Raw genomic sequence first — 17,616 nt, forward strand, 5'->3', positions numbered from 1 at the left:
ATGGGGCGATTCGATCGGCACGAGCGCATCCCGGGCTGGGACCAACGGCAGCTCGCCGCAGCCACGGTCGTGGTGGTCGGAGTCGGCGCCCTGGGCAGCCAGCTCGCCCAGCAACTGGCTCTGGCCGGCACCGGGCGCCTGGTGCTGTGCGACCCCGACTCCGTCTCGGAGTCCAACCTCAGCCGGGCCCCGCTGTTCCGCGCCGAGGACATCGGCCGGCCCAAGGCACCGACCGCCGCGCACCGGCTCGGCGAACTCTCCCCCGTGACCCGTGTGGACGCCCGGACCGCCCCCCTGGTCAGCGGAGTGGGACTGGCCGAGCTGCGCGAGGCCACGCTCGTCGTCAGCTGCCTGGACAGCCTGGCCGCCCGGCTCCAGCTCAGCGGGCGCTGCCAGCTCGTCGGTGTCCCGCTGCTCGACGGCGGCACCAGCCCCTGGGGCGGGGAGATCCGGCTCTACGAACCGTCCGGCGCCTGCTTCGGCTGCGGCCTCACCGCCAGGGACCGGGCCGCCCAGGACGACCCCTGGGCCTGCTCGGACGCCACCACGACCGACGCCGGGGCCTCCGCCCCGGTCTCGGCGCTGATCGGGGCGTGGCTGGCGGTGACCGTCGTACGGCTGGTGTGCGGGGCCGGGACCACGCCCGGCCTGGTCCGGGTGGACGCGGCGAGCGGTACGGCGGCCCCGGTCCGGATCCGCCGCGATCCGGACTGCCCGCTGCATACCCGTATCCCCGCCCCGCTCGTGTCCCCGACACCACACACCGTCCGGTCCACCCCTGCCGACCTCGCCGCCCATCTCGCCCCGGAGGAGTCCGTGATGACCTGGGCGCCCCTGCCCGGATCCCCGCCGACGCAGCAGTCCACCCGGCTCACCGACGCGTCCCCGCACACCCCGCTCGCCGAACTCGGCGTGGCCCCCCGCGAGATCCTGCCGGTCCTCGGGACCGGACGTACCCGAAGAATCCGCTACCTGGAACTCTCCGAGGCCGGCGGGAAAGGAAGCTCCCGGTGACAAACGACGCGGGCAAACTGCCCACCGAGATCAAGCAGGTCCTGATCGACACCCTGGCCAACGTGTACGTCACCCAGGCGCAGGCCGAGGAACTCCTGGAGGACATGGACTTCCCGCCGCAGACCCGGCCCCGCTGGGACGCGAGCCGGGAGGTCGTCGCCTTCTGGCGACAGGTCGTACGCGCCCTGGAACTCGGCGCCGTGCCGCGCGAAGGGGTCCCCCAGCTGGTGGAGACCGCGCTCCGGCGCTGGCCCGGCAATCACGACCTGCAGAAGATCAGGGAGTTCCTGCGCACCGAGCAGCGCGAGCACACCGGAGCCGGCGGGAACGCGGACACGCTGTACCGGACCATCGAGTTCGTCGGCAGCGAGGCATATCCGGAGTTCCTCCAGCTGGTCCGCGAACTGGTCGACCACGGGGCCGTGCAGCTCTACGCCAACCACCAGCAGGCCGCGTTCCAGGTCGCCGAGATGCCCCAGGACCGGCTTCGGCAACTGCAGGAACGGGCGGCGCGGATCGCGCCCGGCGTCGAAGTGCTCTACGGGGAGCACGACTTCCGCCCGGCCCTGTACACCCGCCTCCAGTTCCGGGGCCCCGACCAGCAGTTGTACGAGATCCCGTACGTCCCGAACACGACCCTGCCCAGCGAACTGGTGCCCACCATCTGGGCGGAGTACCGCCCCGAGGTGTCCCGGGACGCCAACGGGCAGCTGCGCCGGGCCGTGGTCGACTACCGCGACGAGAACGGCGAGGCCCGGCGGCTGGATCCGGATGTCCCGCTGTTCAACCAGGGCATCCGCGACGGCGGTCAGCTGGAGGTGTCGGCCGAGTCGACGGCGGGCGTCGACTCCCTGCTGCGCCTGGAGGCCATCGCGCAGGCCCGTGAGGACATCGCCGACTTCGCCGACGAGCACGAGGAGTTCACGCTGGTCCGCATGGACGACGACCGGCTGCCGCTGCGGTTCGAGGTGGAGCTCCATGTCCCGGGCTTCGCCCCGCCGGAGGACCTGGAGGCCTGGCCGCTGGAGCCCCGGCCGATCGACCGTCATGAACTGGTCATCGGGCTGCCGTCCGAGTTCCCCATCCAGGCGCCCCGGGTGCTGTGGCTGTCGGAGGTGTTCCACCCGAACATCGCCCGCGACGAGGAACTCGGCAAGGGCTCCGTCTGCCTGGGGCCGCTGATGACCGACTACACACCCGACCTGAGCCTGTACGCGCTGTGCCAGATGCTCATCGACATGGCCCGCTACCGCAACTACGAGATCCTCCCGCACGACTACAAGTTCGCCCTGGACTTCGAAAGCGTGGTGCGGGACATGCTGCAGCGCGGCGGCTACCTCGACCAGGCGGCGGCCGCCTGGGCGCTGTCGATCGAGGGCCAGGAACGCATCAAGGAGATCGGCGGCACCACCTGGCTGGCCCGGGCGGGGCTGACGGCCAGGGCCGATCGTTCCCGGTCCCTGACAGTCCATCGCGTGGAGGCGAGCCCGGATGAGCACTGAGAAACAGACCGGCACGGCCAAGGTGCTGCTCTACAAGAGCACGTCCTTCGATCTCCTGGGCCATATGTCCCTGACCTCGCTGCTCGTCGAGGCGTTCCGGCGCGAGCTGGAGCCCGGCGATCCGGAGGACGAGGTGGACATCCGGCTGCGCTATGTGCGCAGGCCCGATCCGCGGCTGATCGACGGACCGCGCACCATCCACAATCTGCGCAGTCAGATCGGCAGGCTCGGCGTGACGATCTCACGGCGCGGCGACACCGTGGTGGACCGGGAGTTCTCGGTCCGGGAACTGCTCGGCCCGGTGCTGCAGCACGTGGTCCAGCAGATCGACCCGGAGGAAGAGGTCTGGGGGTTCTGTCTGGACCATCCCTCTTTGGCCATGGTGGCGCTCGCGCGTTCCACCCCCGAGGTCGAGGGCACCATGGACCTCAATCTGCGCGAGTCCCGGCGCAACTTCGCCATCCGCAAGGTGGAGGAGCCGCCGGTACCCCGGATCGCCCCCGAGGAGCTGGGCATCGATCCGGCCGCCCTGGGACCGGTGACCGTCCTCATCGCGGGTGAGATGTACGAGCATCTCTATTTGATGAAGCTCTCGCGGCGACTGGAGGAGGGCGGCTTCCTGCTCGGCAAGGTGCGCCGGGTCCTGGAACCGGAGCCGCAGGAGCGGGACGGCGAGGAGTCCGCCGAGCGCTATCTGGTGGAGATCACGGATGTCACGCCGGCGGAGCACGCGGGCGCCGGCGCCCTGCACTTCACCTTCACCGGCGACTCCTTCCGTGAGGTGAACCGGCTGCTGTCCGCGTCCGAGGACAAACAGCTGATGGGCTGGTACCACACGCACCTGTTCTCCGGTCAGGAGTCAGGGCTGTCGGGCATCGACGTGGACCTGCATCTGGGCACCTTCCGGCAGCCCTGGCAGGTGGCCGGACTTGTCAACATCACCAGCGACGAGCGGCTGCTGCGTTTCTACGCACGCTTCGGCGACGGTGTGCGCGAGGTCGAACAGTGGGTGGGGGATGAGCGCGGCCGATACCGCCTTGAGCGTGCTGCAGTGGTCGAGGAACTGTGACGGGGACCGATCGGCGCCGCCGGAGGGAGACCTGAGGGACCTCCAGGACCTGGCCGCCCCGCCGCCGGACGTGACGGACGAGGTGGTCCGGGTCGCCGTGTACGGCGCCGCCCGGCTGCGCCTGGACCGGCTGGCGGAACAGGAGCGTCGCCCGGTCGGGGCCGGCGCGCTGCTGCTGGCGGCGGCGATAGGCGCACGGGCGCAGGAGGAGCTGGCCGCCGAGGCCGTCCGGGCGGTCCCGGCCGCCCGCTCGCTGTGGGACGTCCTCGCCCATCACACCGTGGTGGCACCCGCCCTGCCGCACTGTGCGAGCACTCCGCTGCTGGCCGAACGGCTGCGGGACGCCTCGCCACTCACCGCGGTCCTGGACCGGCCGAACCCGCCCGGCGAGTCGGCGGCCGAACTCCTTCTGGAGGACGTCCTCCTGACGCATCCTCAGGGTCGCCGTCTACTCACGAGCGTCTACTGCGCGGCCCCGGCCTCCCCCGGGCAGGCCCTGTGGCGCGGCCGGCTTCTGGACCAACTACGGATGCAGGACCGCGAGTTGGTGCTGGATGTGTACGAGGCCGCGCTGCTGCGGCACCAGGCCGAGCACCTTGTGCTGATCCGACAGGCCCGGCTGTGTCTCACCGTTCCGCCCGATCTGCCCTCGGCCCGTCCGGTCGCCCAGTGGTGGGCCGCGCTGGCCCGGCTGGAGCGTTCGCATCCGCGGCTGCTGCGGGCCCGCACGGGCATCACCCGGCAGTACCTGGCGGGCGTGAGCCTGTACCGACAGGTCGAACGACTGGAGGCGATCACCGCATGACCACCGCCACACGCCGTATCTGCGTCATCGCCCCCGACGAGGAGTCGCTGCGGGCCCTGCGCCGGCAGCCGTCCGACGTCACGGTCGCCCAGGCGCTGGCGTCGGGCCCCTATCTGCTGCGGGCCCCGCTGGAGCCGGGCTGGGGCCTGCTGCGCTGGGAGTCCGTCGCCACCGAGCTGCTGCTCCAGTCCGAGCTTCCCTACGGCACGCCGGTCTACCCGCCGACGTATTCACCGGCACCGGCACCGGAGACCCCTACCGCTCCCCCGTCGCCCTCGCTGTCCAAACAGCCCTCGGATTCGGGCACCGAGGCCGCGCCCCAGGAGCCGGAGTACCGGCACCCGCAGCCCCGGGAACTGCACGAGGCCGAGTCCACGGTGCTGGCCTACGGCCGCGACATCGCCCAGGTCTCCTCGCTGCTCAGGGCGGGTCTGTCCGTGCTGGTCGTGGCCGAGAAGCCGGTCGTACCGCATCTGTGGCGGGAGATGGCGACCCGCGCCGGGCTGCGGGCGGAGGTCCTGGAGGACGCCGAGGAGCTCCAGGACGCCGAGGAGGCGTCGGCGCGGGACCAGCCGCCGCCGGACCTGATCCCGGTGCAGCAGAATCCGCGCCAGCGGCTGCTGGCCCGGCTGCGGGAACTGATCCGCGGGCTCAACGACGACCAGGTGCTGGTCGTCCAGCATCTCGATCTGCTCGCCGGGGGCAGCGACGGCTCGCTGTCTGCCGAGGCCCGCGAGGTGACCGAGCTGCTGCACGGGGCTCCGGAGCGGGTGATGCTCGCCTTCGCGGCGCCCTCGCTCTCGGTGCCCGAGGTGCTCGCCGAGCGGTTCAGCACCCGGGTGTCCATCACCGGCGTGCCACGGACGGTGTGGTTCCGCGACGACGACGAGGAACAGCCGCTGGGCCGGGCCCTGGTGACGGTGGGCGAGGCGGCCCGGTTCAGCCGGTACGACCCCGTCGAGTTCTACAAGCACGTGGCGGGCATGAACCCGGTCCTGCTGCGCCAGGCGATGCGGTACGCGATGAGTGTGCACCGGGACCACGCGGAGCCGAGCGCGCGCGATCTGTACGCCACCATCCGGGCGTTCAAGGCCCAGATGTCGAGCAACTTCGAGGTCCCGGACGTCGGTTTCGACGACATCGCGGGCTACGACGAGGTGAAGGAGCAGATCCAGCGGGCGATCGACATCGTGATCGGCCACCATCGGCTGCCCCCGCAGTTCGACCATCTGCGCACCAAGCTGATCCCGCGGGGCTTCATCTTCCATGGCCCGCCGGGTACCGGTAAGACGCTGTTCGCCAAGGCCATCGCCAACCGGATGAACGCCACGATCCTGGTGGTCTCGGGTCCGGAGATCATGGGCACCTACGTCGGTGAGAGCGAGCGCAACGTCCGGGAGATCTTCGCCGAGGCGCGGCGCAACGCCCCCTCGGTGGTCGTCTTCGACGAGTTCGACTCCATCGCCTCCCGTCGCTCGGACCACTCCGACGGCGGCTCCCGGGCCGGCAACGCGGTGGTGGCGCAGATCCTCACCGAGATGGACGGCTTCCGCCCCGAGGTGCCGACCCTGGTGATCGGCACCACCAACCGGCTGAACCTGATCGACGAGGCGCTGCTGCGGCCCAGCCGCTTCGAGACCATCAGCATCGACGTGCCCAACGACGAGGCCCGGTTGAAGATGATCGGCCTGCACGCACGGAAGTTCGGGATAGACGTCAGCGGCGGGGTCGACGAGCTGATCGCGGCGGCGCTGAAGGGCCGCAACGGCGACGACATCCACTCCGTGTTCCGTGACGCCTTCGTCGCCGCCCACTTCCAGGACCCGCCGGTGTCGCCCACGGCCGAGCAGCTCGGCCAGATCGTGGGGCAGCTCCAGCGCACCCGCCGGCAGCAGCGGCGCTCCAGCAGGCTCTGACCGGCACGACAGACCCGACAGACCCGACAGCAGAGGGAGGAGGCCACGGTGAGCTGGGGCCAGGAGACCGTCGACACCATCAGGGACCTGGAGTACGTACGGCGGCAGCTGGGCGACGAGTTCGTCGGCCGGGAGCGCGCCGTCAGACTGCTCCAGCTCGCCGTGGTCTGCCAGGAGCACGCGCTGCTGCTCGGCCCCACCGGCACCGCGAAGAGCGAGCTGATCTCCGCGCTGGCCCGGCAGATCGAGGCCCGGCACTTCAGCTATCTGCTGACCCGGTTCACCGAGCCGTCGGAGATCTTCGGGGCGCTGGACTTCGACCGGTTCCGCCAGGGCACCTACCATGTGCGCACCGAGGGGATGCTGCCGCAGGCCGAACTCGTCTTCCTGGACGAGGTGTTCCAGGGCAGCAGCGCCATCCTCAACACCCTGCTGACGCTGCTCAACGAGCGCCGCTACCACAACGGCGCCCGGGCGGAGAGCGCCCCGTTGGTCAGTCTTCTGGGGGCCACCAACGACATCCCCGACGACCCGGGGCTGACCGCGTTCTCGGACCGGTTCCTGATCCGGCTGCTGGTGGAACCCGTGGGCGGCACCGACCTGGAGCGGCTGCTGCTGGTCGGCTGGCGGCACGAGACACGGCGGCTGGCCGCGACGGGCGGCGAGGCGCCCCCGGCCCGCGGCGGCACCCTGACGGTCGAGCGTCTCACCCGGCTCTCGCTGCGGCTTCGGGACATCGACCTGGATCCGGTCCTCGGTGAACACCGGGAACTGGTACGGCAGTTGCTGATCCAGGGGGTCAAGCTGTCGGACCGGCGGCTGGTGCGCAGCCTGAAGCTGGTCGCCGGTGCCGCGCTGCTGCGCGAGTCGCAGACGGCCCAGCCGGTGGACCTGTGGCCGCTGGCCCACATCTGGACCGACCCCGCGGACCGCACCACGGTGGAGGAGGCCGTGCACGCCGTGGTGGAGAAGCACGGCGGAGAGCCCTCCCGGCGGCGCCGCCCGGACCACGAGATCCTGCTGGACGCTCGTGAGGTCAGCGCCCCGCTCACCGCCGAACGCCGCCCCAGCGAATGGAGCGTGATCGACGGGCTCCACAAACTCGGCGCCCTCTCACGGGAGTTGAGGGAGCAACAGCCGGTGAACTCACAGACCGAGGCAGAGCTGTCTCGTATCATTGCCGAAGTGAACGTGCTCCTCGACCAGTTCGAGTGAGCGCGGGAACATTACAGGGGGTACCCCAATGTGCAATCCCCGACGGGTCCGGGTCCGGGCCTCCAGCCGACTCACCCGTATGTGGCAGGAGGAGTTGCGCCGGACAGGCCGGGCGAGCGCCGACGTGGCCGGCGAGGCGACGCTGCGCCAGGAGTTCGGGACACTGCTCGGCGCCGCGGCGCGCCGCGCGTTCGAGGCGGCGCTCGGGGCCGACACCCGCTGGACGTGGCAGGACGGCACCTACCGGATGGAGCTGGACGGCGGCACGGTCGCCTACCACCTCGACACCGGTGAGATCGAGATGACCGCACGGCTGGTCGATATGGTGAGCGCCGAGGCCGAGGTGACCCGCGTGGTCGAGGGCACGGTCGACGTCCACACCACGGCCGAGCGGACCGAGCGGTACTACGACGACAACTGGGGCAATCTCACCAAGGAGGTCGCCGAGCGCAGCGCCCGTCTGGAGGCGCAGGACCGTGCCGACCGCAAGGCCGCCGAGCAGGCCGCCCGCGAGGAGGAGAAGGCCCGCCTCGCCGGGCAGGCGACCCTGGCCGCCCAGCGCACGGAGCTGGACGCCGAGGCCCGCGAGGAGGCCGAGCGGCGGGTCGCGGCCACGGCCGAGCAGCGGCGGGAGGAGCTCTCCCGGGACGCCGCCGACCGGCTCGCGGACGCCCGTACGGACTTTCTGCGTCCGGTGCACGAAGTACTGGCCGTGGCCTACCGGGACGCCATCGTGGAGTACGCACGTGCGAACGGCGCGCAGGCCCTCCAGGTCGACGAGACGGACGGGATGCTCAACATCCAGTTCGAGATGGAGGCCTGAATGCGGGTCAGGGTCGAGTTCCGCTACAACGCGGAGACCGGCGAGGTCGAGCTGTTCCAGATCGACGACATCGGCCGGACCACCCGGTTGCAGGACCACGACGCCGCGCACGATGACATCGCGTATGCGATCGGCCGGGTGCTGGACCGCAGACCGGGCGTGCAGGAGGTGGTCGACGACGGCCGTACGGGTCCCGCCGTCGCGCTGACCGTGCCCGACGAACCCGAGCGGCCCCCCGAGCGGGAGCGGCTCCAGGAATGACGAGATCGCCCGACCTCCTGGTACGCGCCGCCTTCTGCTACGCGGAGGCGGGCGACTACGCCCAGGCCGCCCGGTGCCATGAGCAGGCGGGGCACCGGCTGAAGGCGGCCGAGCTGTGGGAGCAGGCCAAGGATCCGGCGCGTGCCGCCGAGTGCTGGCTGCGCGAGGGCCGGCCGGGCCGGGCCGCCGAGTGCCTGCTGTCGATCGGGCGGTACGAGGCGGCCGCCGAGTGTTTCGAGGCGGCGGGCGACCTGCTGCGGGCGGGCTGGACCCTGGTCACCCTGACCCAGTCCTTCGCCACCGCGGAGCAGTTGTTCATCACCGCCCGGCCGGAACCCGGGGGGCAGGAGCTGCGACGCCGGATCGGCCGCCGACTCGCCGCGGCCCGTGCGTACGGCGAGGCCGCCGCCCTGGTTCAGACCCTGGCCGGGGCGGCGGACCGGCTGGGCGGCCTCTCCTCCGCCCGGGAACGGGAGGAGGTCGAGCTGTGGGCGGTGACCGCGGCGGAGCTGGTGGGCCGTCCGGATCTCGGCGCCCTGGTCTTCGCGGCCTCCTACCGGGCCGGCGTGACCGGGTGCGCCGACCGCTGGCAGCAGTGGGCGGCCCGGGTCCTGGGCGACACCACCGGCGTGCCCACGGGACCCGCGCCCCCGCCCGCCTCGTAGCACCGCACCAGACTTGGATCCACGCATCGGGGGACGGATGAACACTCCAAAGCGGAACAAGAGAAGGATCTTCCCTGCCGCGCGTCCCGCCTGGCCCGGCTACCCTCCCGCCCCCGGCGAGCCTCCGAAGCCCTCGCGCTTCGCGGCGGTGCCGGTGCCGAGCCAGGCCGGCCCGCCGCCGTCCGAGCCACCGCCCGCGGAGTACGAACCGGAGCCGCCACCCTGGTCGGCCGCAGCCCGGTTCCCGTCCCCCAGGGCCGCCCTGGGTCATGTCGCGGCGACCGCCGCCCTCGGGCCGCCGGGGCTGCGCAGATCACCGCACGACAACTCCGTATGGGCGCTGCTGGGCCCGGGGCAGCGGCCGGGCATACCCCTGGTGGCGGGCTACGGCGGCACGGTCTACCAGGCCGACACCGACGGCGTGTTGTGGCCCGAGGACCGGTCGGCGCCCGGGGCGCGGGCCGCGGGCCGGATCACCGCGGTCATCGGCTGGGACGACGTCCCGCTCGCCGAACTGGCCGGGCACAGCCCGGTCGGCGCCCCGCCGCGCGGCCTGCGGGAGATCGCCGTACTGGCCCCGGGGGCGCTGGCCCGCTGGCTGCTGCGGCGCGCGCTGGCCACCGGGGTGCACACCACGTTCACGCCGGTGGAGCGCGTCGGCCCGGGCGGCCGGACCGACGCGGGCTGGCTGCTGCTGCGGCTGCGTGCCACGGACGGTGCCGTGCCCGCCGGTCTGGTGGAGGCCTGCGGGCGGCTGCCGGGAACGGTCGCCTGCCGGCCGGCCGACCCGGACTGCCGGGTCCTGATCGATCTGCGGCTCCAACTGCCGCTGGAGGACACCCTGTTGCTCGACGAGCAGGCGGACGGTCTCCATGTGGTGGTGGAGTGCACGACGGCCGGTCCGCCCTGGCGGTGGCAGCCGCTGGGCAAGCCGGCCGCGGGGGCGCTGCTGGACGCCGGTCCGGCCCTGAGCACGGCCGAGCCGCAGCGCACTCCGGTGCCCGTGCCCGCCCTGGGCCCCCCGCTGCCGGTCCGGCTGGTCCCGAGCCCCAGGGCGCCGAGCCGGGTCGACGCCGTGCTGATCTCGGACGCCGAACTGGAGGGCCTGCGCCGGTTCCTGCGCTCCCGCCCGCTGCACGAGACCGCCGTGGTGGCCTTCGGTCCGGGGCGCCATCTGGTGACCGAGCCGCCGGGCCTCCTTGAGTCCCTGCCCTTCGGGATCTGCGTCTACCAGGCCGGTCCTGGCGCCCTGTACCTGGAGAGCGGCTGTGTGCTCAGTCCGCCGCTGCCGGACCCGGCCCGCGAGGAGGTCCTCGGCCTGGGCAGCGACGTCATCAAGGTGTTGTGCCGGGACGGCGCCTGGGAGCTGCGCTTCGACGACGTACGGCCGGCCTGGCATCTGTGGGTGCCGCGGGCGCCCGTCTTCGCGACCGGCGTCTCGCAGTCGGCCCGTGAGCTGCTGGGGCGGCTGGCCCGGTTGGCGCCGGCACCGGAGCCGACGGCACCCGCGGCCGTACGCACCCCGGAGACGGAGCGCCGGCGGCTGAACCAGGCGGCCATGGAGCACTCGCTGCGCGGCGAGTACCGCGAGGCCGCCGAACTCCTCGAACAGGCAGGGCACTTCCAGCGTGCCGCGCAACTGTACGAGCGTGCCGCCGCCCAGCTCGACGAGGCGCAGTGACCGCGTCGGCGCCGGGGGTCCGGCACGCCCAGCGCATCCTCACCGTGCCCGCCGAGGACACGCACTGTCTGTGTCTGTCGCCCGACGGCACCGGTCTGGTGATCGTCCACGGCGGCGAGGTGGTGCGCTACGACGACGAGGGGCGCCCGGTGTGGCGGCTGCCCTGGCCGGGCCCGGCAGCGGTGGACATGGTGCCCGAGGGAACCGACGCCGCGGTGTGGAGCCCGGACGGCGACCGGCTGGTGCTGCTCGGCGCGGGCCGGCTGGTGCTGCTCGACGCGGACACCGGGCAGCTGCTGGAACTCCCCGCCCAGCTGCACGCCGAGGGCGAGGTCACCGCCGTGGGCCTGTCCCCCGACGCCCGGCTGCTGGCCGCCGGACTGCACTCCGGGGACGTGCTGCTGGTGGACCGCGCCGGTGACTCCGTGACGCGGCTGCGCGGCCTGGACCCGGTGGCGGAGGTGTGCTGGATCCCGGGCTCGCCGGACACCCTGTGCGTGGCCACCTCGACCTCCGCACAGCTGTGGGAGCCCCAGGGGCGCACCATGACCGGAACGCTCGGCGGTCCCTTCGACGGGCTGCGCCGGGTGGCCCGTTCACCGGAGGGGCGTGCCGTCGCCGTGGAGGACTACGCGGGCATCAGACTGCTGGATCCCGGCTCCGGCCGGGAGCTGGGGCGGGAGTTCTTCCCGCACCGGATGAACGCGCTGTCGTTCAGCCACGACGGCTCCCTGCTGATCGCCGGTTCCGCCCTGGACGGGCTGCGGATCCTGGGCGCCCAGCTGGACCCACTGGGCCAGCTGCCGGGGCAGGTCACCGGTCCCGGCGAGCTCAGCCTGTCCGCGAGTGGCCTCTTCGCGGCCCGGCTGGACCCGCACACGGTCGCCGTGTGGGAGCCACCGGGTGCGGTGCCCCGCCCGCACCGGCACCGGGACCCCGCCGCGCTGCGCCGCTGGGCCAACGCGATGGGTGTCACCGTCGGCAAGGTGCACACCCGTTCGGCAGACCGTGCACAGGCGGTGCTGCGCCCGACGCGGCTCCCCGAGGCGGGCACGGGCTGTGTGGCGCCCGCCTTCGCGTGGTCCCTCGACGGGGCCCGCCACTGGTGCGAGTCGGGACCCGGCCGGCTCCTCGAACACGCCGCCGACGTGCCGGAACACGTCCGTGAGCAGGCGGTGCCGAGCTTCGCGCACGGCTGGTACGACGCGGCGTGTCTGGCAGGGCGCCGGCCGGTCCTTGTGCTGGCGTCGCACCACGAGAGCGGCGTCAACCGGCTGGTGGACCCGCGCACCGGCGAGGTGCTGGCCGAACGGCCCGCGGGTCAGGCGGTGGCCGCCGATCCGGTGCGCCCACTGCGCTGGGCCGCCCCCGAGCCCGGGGCCGATCCGGCGCGGCTGCTCGTCCACGACCTGGATCAGGAGGTCGGCGGCCTGCAGCGGCTGCCCGCCGAGGCGGGAGTACGCCGCCCCGCCTGGTCGCCGGACGGGACGCTGATCGCGGCCGGTACCCGCGGCCGGGTGATCGTGTGGGAACCGGGCCCGACCGGGCGGCTGCAGCGGACCAGGGTGCTGGACTGGCCGGACCCGAACACCATGGTCTGCCGGGTGGCCTGGTCCCCCGACGGACACCGGCTCGCCGCGACGGCCGGCAGCGAGGGCGGTCCGGTGGTGGTGTGGGACACCGGCAGCTGGATCCGGCTGCGGGCCTTCGGACAGGCCGGCGGCCGGGACTGGGCGCCGGCGCTGTCCTGGTGCGCGGACTCCCGGCTGCTGGCCTTCCCGTCCGCGGACCAGGACTCGGTGGCCGAGGTGTGGGACGCCGAGGAGCCGCGCCGGGTCCGGGTGATACTGCCGCCGGACGGGGTGGGCGGCCATCTGTGGACCCTGCGCTGGTCCCCGGTCGGTGACCAGCTGGCGGCCACCTACAACTCCGGGGCCGCCGTGCTCTGGGACCTGTTCACCGGGCGCTCGCACACGGAGTCGGCGGCGCTGCCGAGCGGCCAGGAGGAGCTGATCCGGATCGGCGCGGCCGCCGCGGGCGACGCGTTCGGAACGCCGCTGGATCTGCTGGCCGATCTCCTGGCCCTGTTGCGCGGCTCCACTCCGCCCCGGCTGCGCACGCTGACCGACCACCGCGGTCTGCACGCGCTGCGCGAACTGAGCTGGCCCGCACCGGCGTTGGCCGGGCTGGTCCTGCTGCTGGTCGCGGATCTCACCCCCGACCCGGCGTATCTGGCACCCCCGGAGGTCACCTCCGACGATCTGGCCCAGGCGCTGGGCCGGGTCCTGGCAGGGTCCTCGGTACCGCACCTCCGGTCCGCGCCCCCGCTCACCGAACTCACGGCGGCCCTGGGGACGGTCGACGAACGGCTGCTCACGCTGTTGCGCATCCTCGGCCCCGAGGCGGTCGCCGCCGACCCCACGCTGCCCGCCCGAATGCGCCGGCTGCGGCTGTCGCTCACTCCTCCGGGGCCGGCCCAGCGGGCGCTGCTGGGTCTGCGGCTGCTGGACGGCGACGCCGGCCTCGCCACCGGCGGCCTGGGCGGCACCGGCCGTACGGGCCTGGCCAGGCACGGCCCGGCCACCCGACTACTGCCCACCCAACTCGCCCTGCCGACCGAGCTGTTGCGGGCCCGGCACGCCCGCGACGAGCTGCTGTACCGCACCAGCAGCGGCCGGCTGCCGCGCGATCCGCACGGTGTCGTCCTGCTGCTGGACGACACACCCGCCACGCACGGCAAGGTGGGGTCCGTGCTGCGGCTCGCCGCGCATCTGCTGACCACCGCCTCGCTGCGTCTGCAACGCCCTTGCGCACTGGTGCCGTTGAGCGAGCCGTGGCGCTCCCGGCTGCTGGTGGGCCCGGAGGACCTGGTGCAGGTGTGGGCCGCCGGTTCACTGGAGGCCGGGGACGTCCGGACCGCGTTCCGGGAGGCGGAGGTGGTGGCCGGCCGGCTGACCGCCGACATGTCGGGGCCACCGCGGGTGATCCTGCTCTCGCACCCGTATCTCCAGCCGGTCCCACTGCCCGAGCTGCGCGAGCTTCGGGTGCACTATCCGCGCATCCCGTGGCGGGAGCCGGCCCGGCACCGCCATGTGCTGCCGCCCGACCCCTCGCCCGAGGAACTACGGGAGTCGCTCACGGCATTGCTGCTGGAGGAGTAGGCACCGCGGTTCACCCGCAGAGCATCTGCTCGATCGCGTCGGGGCCCAGCGCCTCCAGCAGTCCCTCCAGCAGGTCGGGGCGGAAGGCGTCGCCGATCACCTGGACGCCCTCACCGTCGGTCCTGATGCTGATGCGCACCAGGCGGCCCTCGGGATGGTCCTCGTACTCCTCGGGCTGGATGAGGTCGGGGATGTCCTCGACCATGCGGTACTCGGGGGAGTCGTCGGCCATGGGGTCACCATCTTCCTTCCAGCTCGGTGCCGCAGTGCGGGCACCTTCCGTGGTCGAGCAGGGTGTTGCCGAGGGCCCAGACGTCCCGTTCGACGACGGTGGTACGGCAGGTGGGGCATGCGGTGTTGCGGCCGGCGGCGCCCAGGGCGCGTTCCACGTACACGTGCCGCAGTCCTTCCTCGTGCCCGGTCCGCACCCCGGCCTCCAGGGCGGCCACCGAGGTGGGGGCATGGCCGGTGCGGCGGTGGGCCGGGGTGGCCCGCACCAGGTGCCAGGGGATGGCGGGATCCAGCGCGGCCAGGGCGCGGGCGATCGGACGCAACGTCTTCTCCCCGGCCGTGAGTCCGGGGATCAGGGGCGTCGACACCTCGACCCAGACACCGCGTTCACGCAGCCCGGTGAGCGCGTCGAGGACGGGGCCGGGGCGGGCCCCGGTGAGCTCCCGGTGGTCGTGTTCGTCCAGCGTCTTGAGGTCGACGTTGACGGCGGCGACATGCGGGGCGGCCAGTTCGACGGCCTCGGGGGTGAGGAAGCCGTTGCTCTTCCAGACGACGTCCACGCCGTGCGCACGGCCCGACTCCGCGAGTGCGACGGTGAGTTCGAGCGCCAGAGAGGGTTCGGTGTACGAGATCGCCACGCACCCGGAGCGGGCGGCGGCCTCCCGGACCACCTCGTCGGCGTCGACGGGCTCGGCGTCCCAGCCGACGGAGTCCTCCCGGCCGTACTGGGACATGCGGTGGTTGATGCAGTAGTCGCAGGCGAAGGTGCAGCCGGGGGCCGCGAGGGTGAGGCAGGGGGTGCCCGGGCGGAAGTGGTAGAGCGGCTTGCGCTCGACGGTGTCCCAGTGCCGTACGGACGAGGCGAAGGTCGCGGTCTCCATCCGGTCGCCCGCCCGGCGGCGGACCCCGCACAGACCGGTCTCCCCGTCCTTCAGCGAGCAGCGGAAGGGACACAGCACGCACTGCACACGTCCGTGCCGCTGCCGGTGCAGGACCGCCGGCGTCCACTGCAACCCCATCGCGGTCCCCCGTCCGGTCGATGCGTCCTCGTCAGGGTAGCTCCGGTTCGGTGAACTCATGGGCGGATGTCCCTACTTGGCTCCCGAACGGCATCGAGCGCCCGCAACAGCAGCGGACCCGCCTCGGCATGGGCACGCAACTGGTTCTCCTCGGTGTTCGCTTCCCCGCGCCACGTGGCGGTGCGGGAGCCGGCGGTCCGCAGCCGCAGGACCTCCGCCTCGGCCCGCTGTGCCACTCCCCGTTGCTCGTATCCGGCCGGGTCGCTCTGGAAGGCGAGGGCGGCCGCGGCGAGCACGGTGGCCGCACGACCGCACTCGGACGGCCTGCGGCGCAGCAGCCGTTCGGCCCCGGCGTACACGTCCGCGGCGTCGGGCGGGACCAACAGGTCGGTGAGACGGCGGCCGCCGAGCCGGTCGTAGCCGGTGTCGAGGAGGGCGGAGACGAGGGCGGCGATCTCGGGGGCGTCGGGGGCATCCGCTTGGTTCGGTTCACCCGGTCCATCGGCGCACCGGGGATGCCCGGCCGCCGCGGCGGCGGCGCGGGCCAACCGTACTCGGGTCGCGGGCGGCGGATGTGGTCCGTCGGAGAAGGCCTCGGCCCCGGTGGACCCGCCCTCGGCGTCCAGCAGTTCCGCCAGGACATCCGCGTACGCCGTACCGCAGACGACGGCCGCGCAGGTGTCGGCGAACACCTCGCCCGTCCAGCGTTCCCAGTGGGGGACCCGGTCCGGGGGCAGGCCCGCCGTGCGGACCCGCAGACGGAGTTCGTCGCCGAGTGCGCAGTCGTCCTCGATGTGGTGTCCCGTCTCGTGGGCCACGGTCAGCAGCGCGGGCAGTTGTACGTCGTAGTGCCAGGGGACGTCGATGACGGGGAACGGCAGCCGGGCGGCGGCGGCGCGGCCCTCGCGGGTGTGGATGCCGCCGCGGGGCAGCAGGTCGTGGTAGGCGCTGCCGCGGCGGTGGGCGCGTGGCGAGGCCGTCCTGCTGAAGCCGACCAGCGGTGGCTCCTTGGGGCGACTGCCGGGCAGGTCGAGGACGGGTCGGTAACACTCCCAGGCCAGTTCGTCGGCGACGTCCAGGGTGCGCCGGTAGCCCCGGACGCGGCGCAGCAGGAACCGGCTGCGGAAGAAGTCCCAGACGTGGTGGAGGTCCAGGATCCGGGCCGGTACCTCGTCTCCCGAGCCGTCGGCCAGCCGCTCCCGGGCGTCGGCGACTCCCGCGTCGAGCAGGGCGAGGACGGCGTCGATCTGGGTGCGGTGCTTCTCCAGCGGGCCACCGCCGCGGCTGACCGCCTCCCACTGCCGCAGCTCCTCGGCCAGCCCGTCGACCATGTGCCGTCGGACGGCCGCCCGGCGGTCGGGGAGCGCAGCGGTCAGAGCATCTCCCCGGCCGGGTCGCCCTGTGCCGATGCGTCGCCCTCGGACGCCGACGGATCACCCTCGGGCCGGCTCGGGAACTCCAGTACCGCCGACGGATCGTCGAGCGCCTCCTCCAGCAGCACTTCGGGCACGGGCTCACCGTCCAGCCCGCGGCCGGGCTGGACGGGCCCGAACTCCTCGCGCACTGCGCCGAGCCACTTACGCCGCAGCCGCACGACCCGGTACAGCGGGGTGACGGCGTCCCCGATCCACTGGAATCCCAGGTGCCGGCTGCCCGCCACCTCGGCGCCGCCGGCCAGGTCGAGCAGCTGCACCGGCCCGGCACCCACGGAGGTGGCCAGTCTGAGCTCGACGGCCGCGTCCGCCCCGGCCGTGACCAGGACGGCGGCGGCATCGGCACGCACGGTCTGGGTCACCGCGAGCAGGTCCTGGTCCCATCTCCCCTGCCAGTAGCGGCCGATGAGGTGCACGGCGAGCTGCCGGGTGTCCGGTACGGCGGTCTCCGTCAGACCCCGGTAGGCGACGAGGGCTCCGGTCTGCCGGCCGAACCGCAGCAGGACCCCGGTGTCCGCCTCCGCGAGTGCGGCGAACAGGGGATCGGTGGTGCCGGCCGCCTTGAACCGGAGGTCGATCCCGCCCCCGGCGTCGTAGAGGAACTCACCGCGCGCCTGGGGAGAGGTCACCTCGTGATCGATCCGCCGCTCGGCGAGCGTCCCCGCGGGGCGCACGCTGCCCCGGGAGTTCTGCAGTACGTCTCCGACGGCGACGCGCTGGAGCAGGGGCCACGCCAGCCACCAGTCCTCACCCCACGCCGCCTTCATGGCGTCCCGGTACACGGCGAAAGGCTGGACCACCGCGCTCAGCTCCTTCCCCAC

The 17,616-nt window shown here is 73.2% G+C and carries 15 protein-coding genes; 11 read left to right on the forward strand and 4 right to left on the reverse strand.

What is annotated here, in order from left to right:
* Genes TN53_RS17175 through TN53_RS17225 form a run of 11 tightly spaced genes read left to right on the forward strand, consistent with a single transcriptional unit; the run spans nucleotide 1 to nucleotide 14,112 of the window.
* Complete coding sequence (locus TN53_RS17175) at nucleotides 1-1,014, forward strand: ThiF family adenylyltransferase (protein WP_052745216.1); 1,014 nt, start codon at nucleotides 1-3, stop codon at nucleotides 1,012-1,014.
* On the forward strand, nucleotides 1,011-2,516 hold the full coding sequence (locus TN53_RS17180; protein WP_046259385.1) for an effector-associated domain EAD1-containing protein: 1,506 nt from the start codon (nucleotides 1,011-1,013) through the stop codon (nucleotides 2,514-2,516). Before TN53_RS17175 ends, TN53_RS17180 begins: the two co-directional genes overlap by 4 nt.
* A complete protein-coding gene (locus tag TN53_RS17185; protein ID WP_046259386.1) occupies nucleotides 2,506-3,585 on the forward strand; it encodes a JAB N-terminal domain-containing protein in 1,080 nt (359 codons plus the stop codon). The genes TN53_RS17180 and TN53_RS17185 overlap by 11 nt, the downstream gene beginning before the upstream one ends.
* Nucleotides 3,560-4,390 carry a hypothetical protein gene (locus tag TN53_RS17190; protein ID WP_046259387.1) on the forward strand — a complete coding sequence of 277 codons (831 nt, stop codon included), beginning with the start codon at nucleotides 3,560-3,562 and terminating at the stop codon, nucleotides 4,388-4,390. The genes TN53_RS17185 and TN53_RS17190 overlap by 26 nt, the downstream gene beginning before the upstream one ends.
* Nucleotides 4,387-6,306: an ATP-binding protein gene (locus TN53_RS17195; RefSeq protein ID WP_052745217.1), complete on the forward strand. Its 1,920-nt coding sequence runs from the start codon at nucleotides 4,387-4,389 to the stop codon at nucleotides 6,304-6,306. The genes TN53_RS17190 and TN53_RS17195 overlap by 4 nt, the downstream gene beginning before the upstream one ends.
* A 48-nt stretch (nucleotides 6,307-6,354) precedes the next feature.
* Nucleotides 6,355-7,521 (forward strand): AAA family ATPase, encoded by a 1,167-nt coding sequence (locus TN53_RS17200; RefSeq protein ID WP_052745218.1) that lies wholly within the window; start codon nucleotides 6,355-6,357, stop codon nucleotides 7,519-7,521.
* Nucleotides 7,522-7,549: 28 nt separating this feature from the next.
* The gene (locus TN53_RS17205; RefSeq protein ID WP_159038136.1) at nucleotides 7,550-8,344 is read left to right on the forward strand and encodes a hypothetical protein; all 795 of its coding nucleotides are present in this window, start codon (nucleotides 7,550-7,552) and stop codon (nucleotides 8,342-8,344) included.
* Nucleotides 8,345-8,605 (forward strand): hypothetical protein, encoded by a 261-nt coding sequence (locus tag TN53_RS17210; protein WP_046259389.1) that lies wholly within the window; start codon nucleotides 8,345-8,347, stop codon nucleotides 8,603-8,605.
* Nucleotides 8,602-9,270 carry a hypothetical protein gene (locus TN53_RS17215; RefSeq protein ID WP_046259390.1) on the forward strand — a complete coding sequence of 223 codons (669 nt, stop codon included), beginning with the start codon at nucleotides 8,602-8,604 and terminating at the stop codon, nucleotides 9,268-9,270. Before TN53_RS17210 ends, TN53_RS17215 begins: the two co-directional genes overlap by 4 nt.
* A 37-nt stretch (nucleotides 9,271-9,307) precedes the next feature.
* Nucleotides 9,308-10,951 carry a hypothetical protein gene (locus tag TN53_RS17220; protein WP_159038137.1) on the forward strand — a complete coding sequence of 548 codons (1,644 nt, stop codon included), beginning with the start codon at nucleotides 9,308-9,310 and terminating at the stop codon, nucleotides 10,949-10,951.
* On the forward strand, nucleotides 10,948-14,112 hold the full coding sequence (locus tag TN53_RS17225) for a hypothetical protein (RefSeq protein WP_046259392.1): 3,165 nt from the start codon (nucleotides 10,948-10,950) through the stop codon (nucleotides 14,110-14,112). Before TN53_RS17220 ends, TN53_RS17225 begins: the two co-directional genes overlap by 4 nt.
* 10 nt (nucleotides 14,113-14,122) lie before the next feature.
* On the opposite strand, the gene TN53_RS17230 is transcribed toward TN53_RS17225, so the two are convergent.
* The 4 genes from TN53_RS17230 to TN53_RS17245 are packed head-to-tail and all read right to left on the reverse strand — an operon-like array spanning nucleotide 14,123 to nucleotide 17,595.
* A complete protein-coding gene (locus TN53_RS17230; RefSeq protein WP_046259393.1) occupies nucleotides 14,123-14,344 on the reverse strand; it encodes a radical SAM-modified peptide, FtsH ternary system-associated in 222 nt (73 codons plus the stop codon).
* Nucleotides 14,345-14,348: 4 nt separating this feature from the next.
* Nucleotides 14,349-15,422: an AmmeMemoRadiSam system radical SAM enzyme gene (gene amrS / locus TN53_RS17235; protein ID WP_199924590.1), complete on the reverse strand. Its 1,074-nt coding sequence runs from the start codon at nucleotides 15,420-15,422 to the stop codon at nucleotides 14,349-14,351.
* The gene (locus TN53_RS17240) at nucleotides 15,419-16,693 is read right to left on the reverse strand and encodes a hypothetical protein (protein ID WP_046259395.1); all 1,275 of its coding nucleotides are present in this window, start codon (nucleotides 16,691-16,693) and stop codon (nucleotides 15,419-15,421) included. Before TN53_RS17240 ends, amrS begins: the two co-directional genes overlap by 4 nt.
* 41 nt (nucleotides 16,694-16,734) lie before the next feature.
* Nucleotides 16,735-17,595, reverse strand: coding sequence for a hypothetical protein (locus TN53_RS17245; RefSeq protein WP_046259396.1), 861 nt, complete (start codon nucleotides 17,593-17,595; stop codon nucleotides 16,735-16,737).
* Between the last annotated feature and the right edge of the window lie 21 nt (nucleotides 17,596-17,616).

The sequence above is a fragment of the Streptomyces sp. WM6386 genome (assembly GCF_000972385.1).
Lineage (GTDB): Bacteria > Actinomycetota > Actinomycetes > Streptomycetales > Streptomycetaceae > Streptomyces.

Excerpts from the sequence above, each read along its gene's own strand:
- TN53_RS17185 (WP_046259386.1), top strand. The coding sequence starts at position 2,506 with ATGAGCACTGAGAAACAGACCGGCACGGCCAAGGTGCTGCTCTACAAG.
- TN53_RS17175 (WP_052745216.1), top strand. The coding sequence starts at position 1 with ATGGGGCGATTCGATCGGCACGAGCGCATCCCGGGCTGGGACCAACGG.
- TN53_RS17210 (WP_046259389.1), top strand. The coding sequence starts at position 8,345 with ATGCGGGTCAGGGTCGAGTTCCGCTACAACGCGGAGACCGGCGAGGTC.
- amrS (WP_199924590.1), bottom strand. The coding sequence starts at position 15,422 with ATGAGTTCACCGAACCGGAGCTACCCTGACGAGGACGCATCGACCGGA.
- TN53_RS17240 (WP_046259395.1), bottom strand. The coding sequence starts at position 16,693 with ATGGTCGACGGGCTGGCCGAGGAGCTGCGGCAGTGGGAGGCGGTCAGC.
- TN53_RS17220 (WP_159038137.1), top strand. The coding sequence starts at position 9,308 with ATGAACACTCCAAAGCGGAACAAGAGAAGGATCTTCCCTGCCGCGCGT.
- TN53_RS17230 (WP_046259393.1), bottom strand. The coding sequence starts at position 14,344 with ATGGCCGACGACTCCCCCGAGTACCGCATGGTCGAGGACATCCCCGAC.
- TN53_RS17195 (WP_052745217.1), top strand. The coding sequence starts at position 4,387 with ATGACCACCGCCACACGCCGTATCTGCGTCATCGCCCCCGACGAGGAG.
- TN53_RS17205 (WP_159038136.1), top strand. The coding sequence starts at position 7,550 with ATGTGCAATCCCCGACGGGTCCGGGTCCGGGCCTCCAGCCGACTCACC.
- TN53_RS17215 (WP_046259390.1), top strand. The coding sequence starts at position 8,602 with ATGACGAGATCGCCCGACCTCCTGGTACGCGCCGCCTTCTGCTACGCG.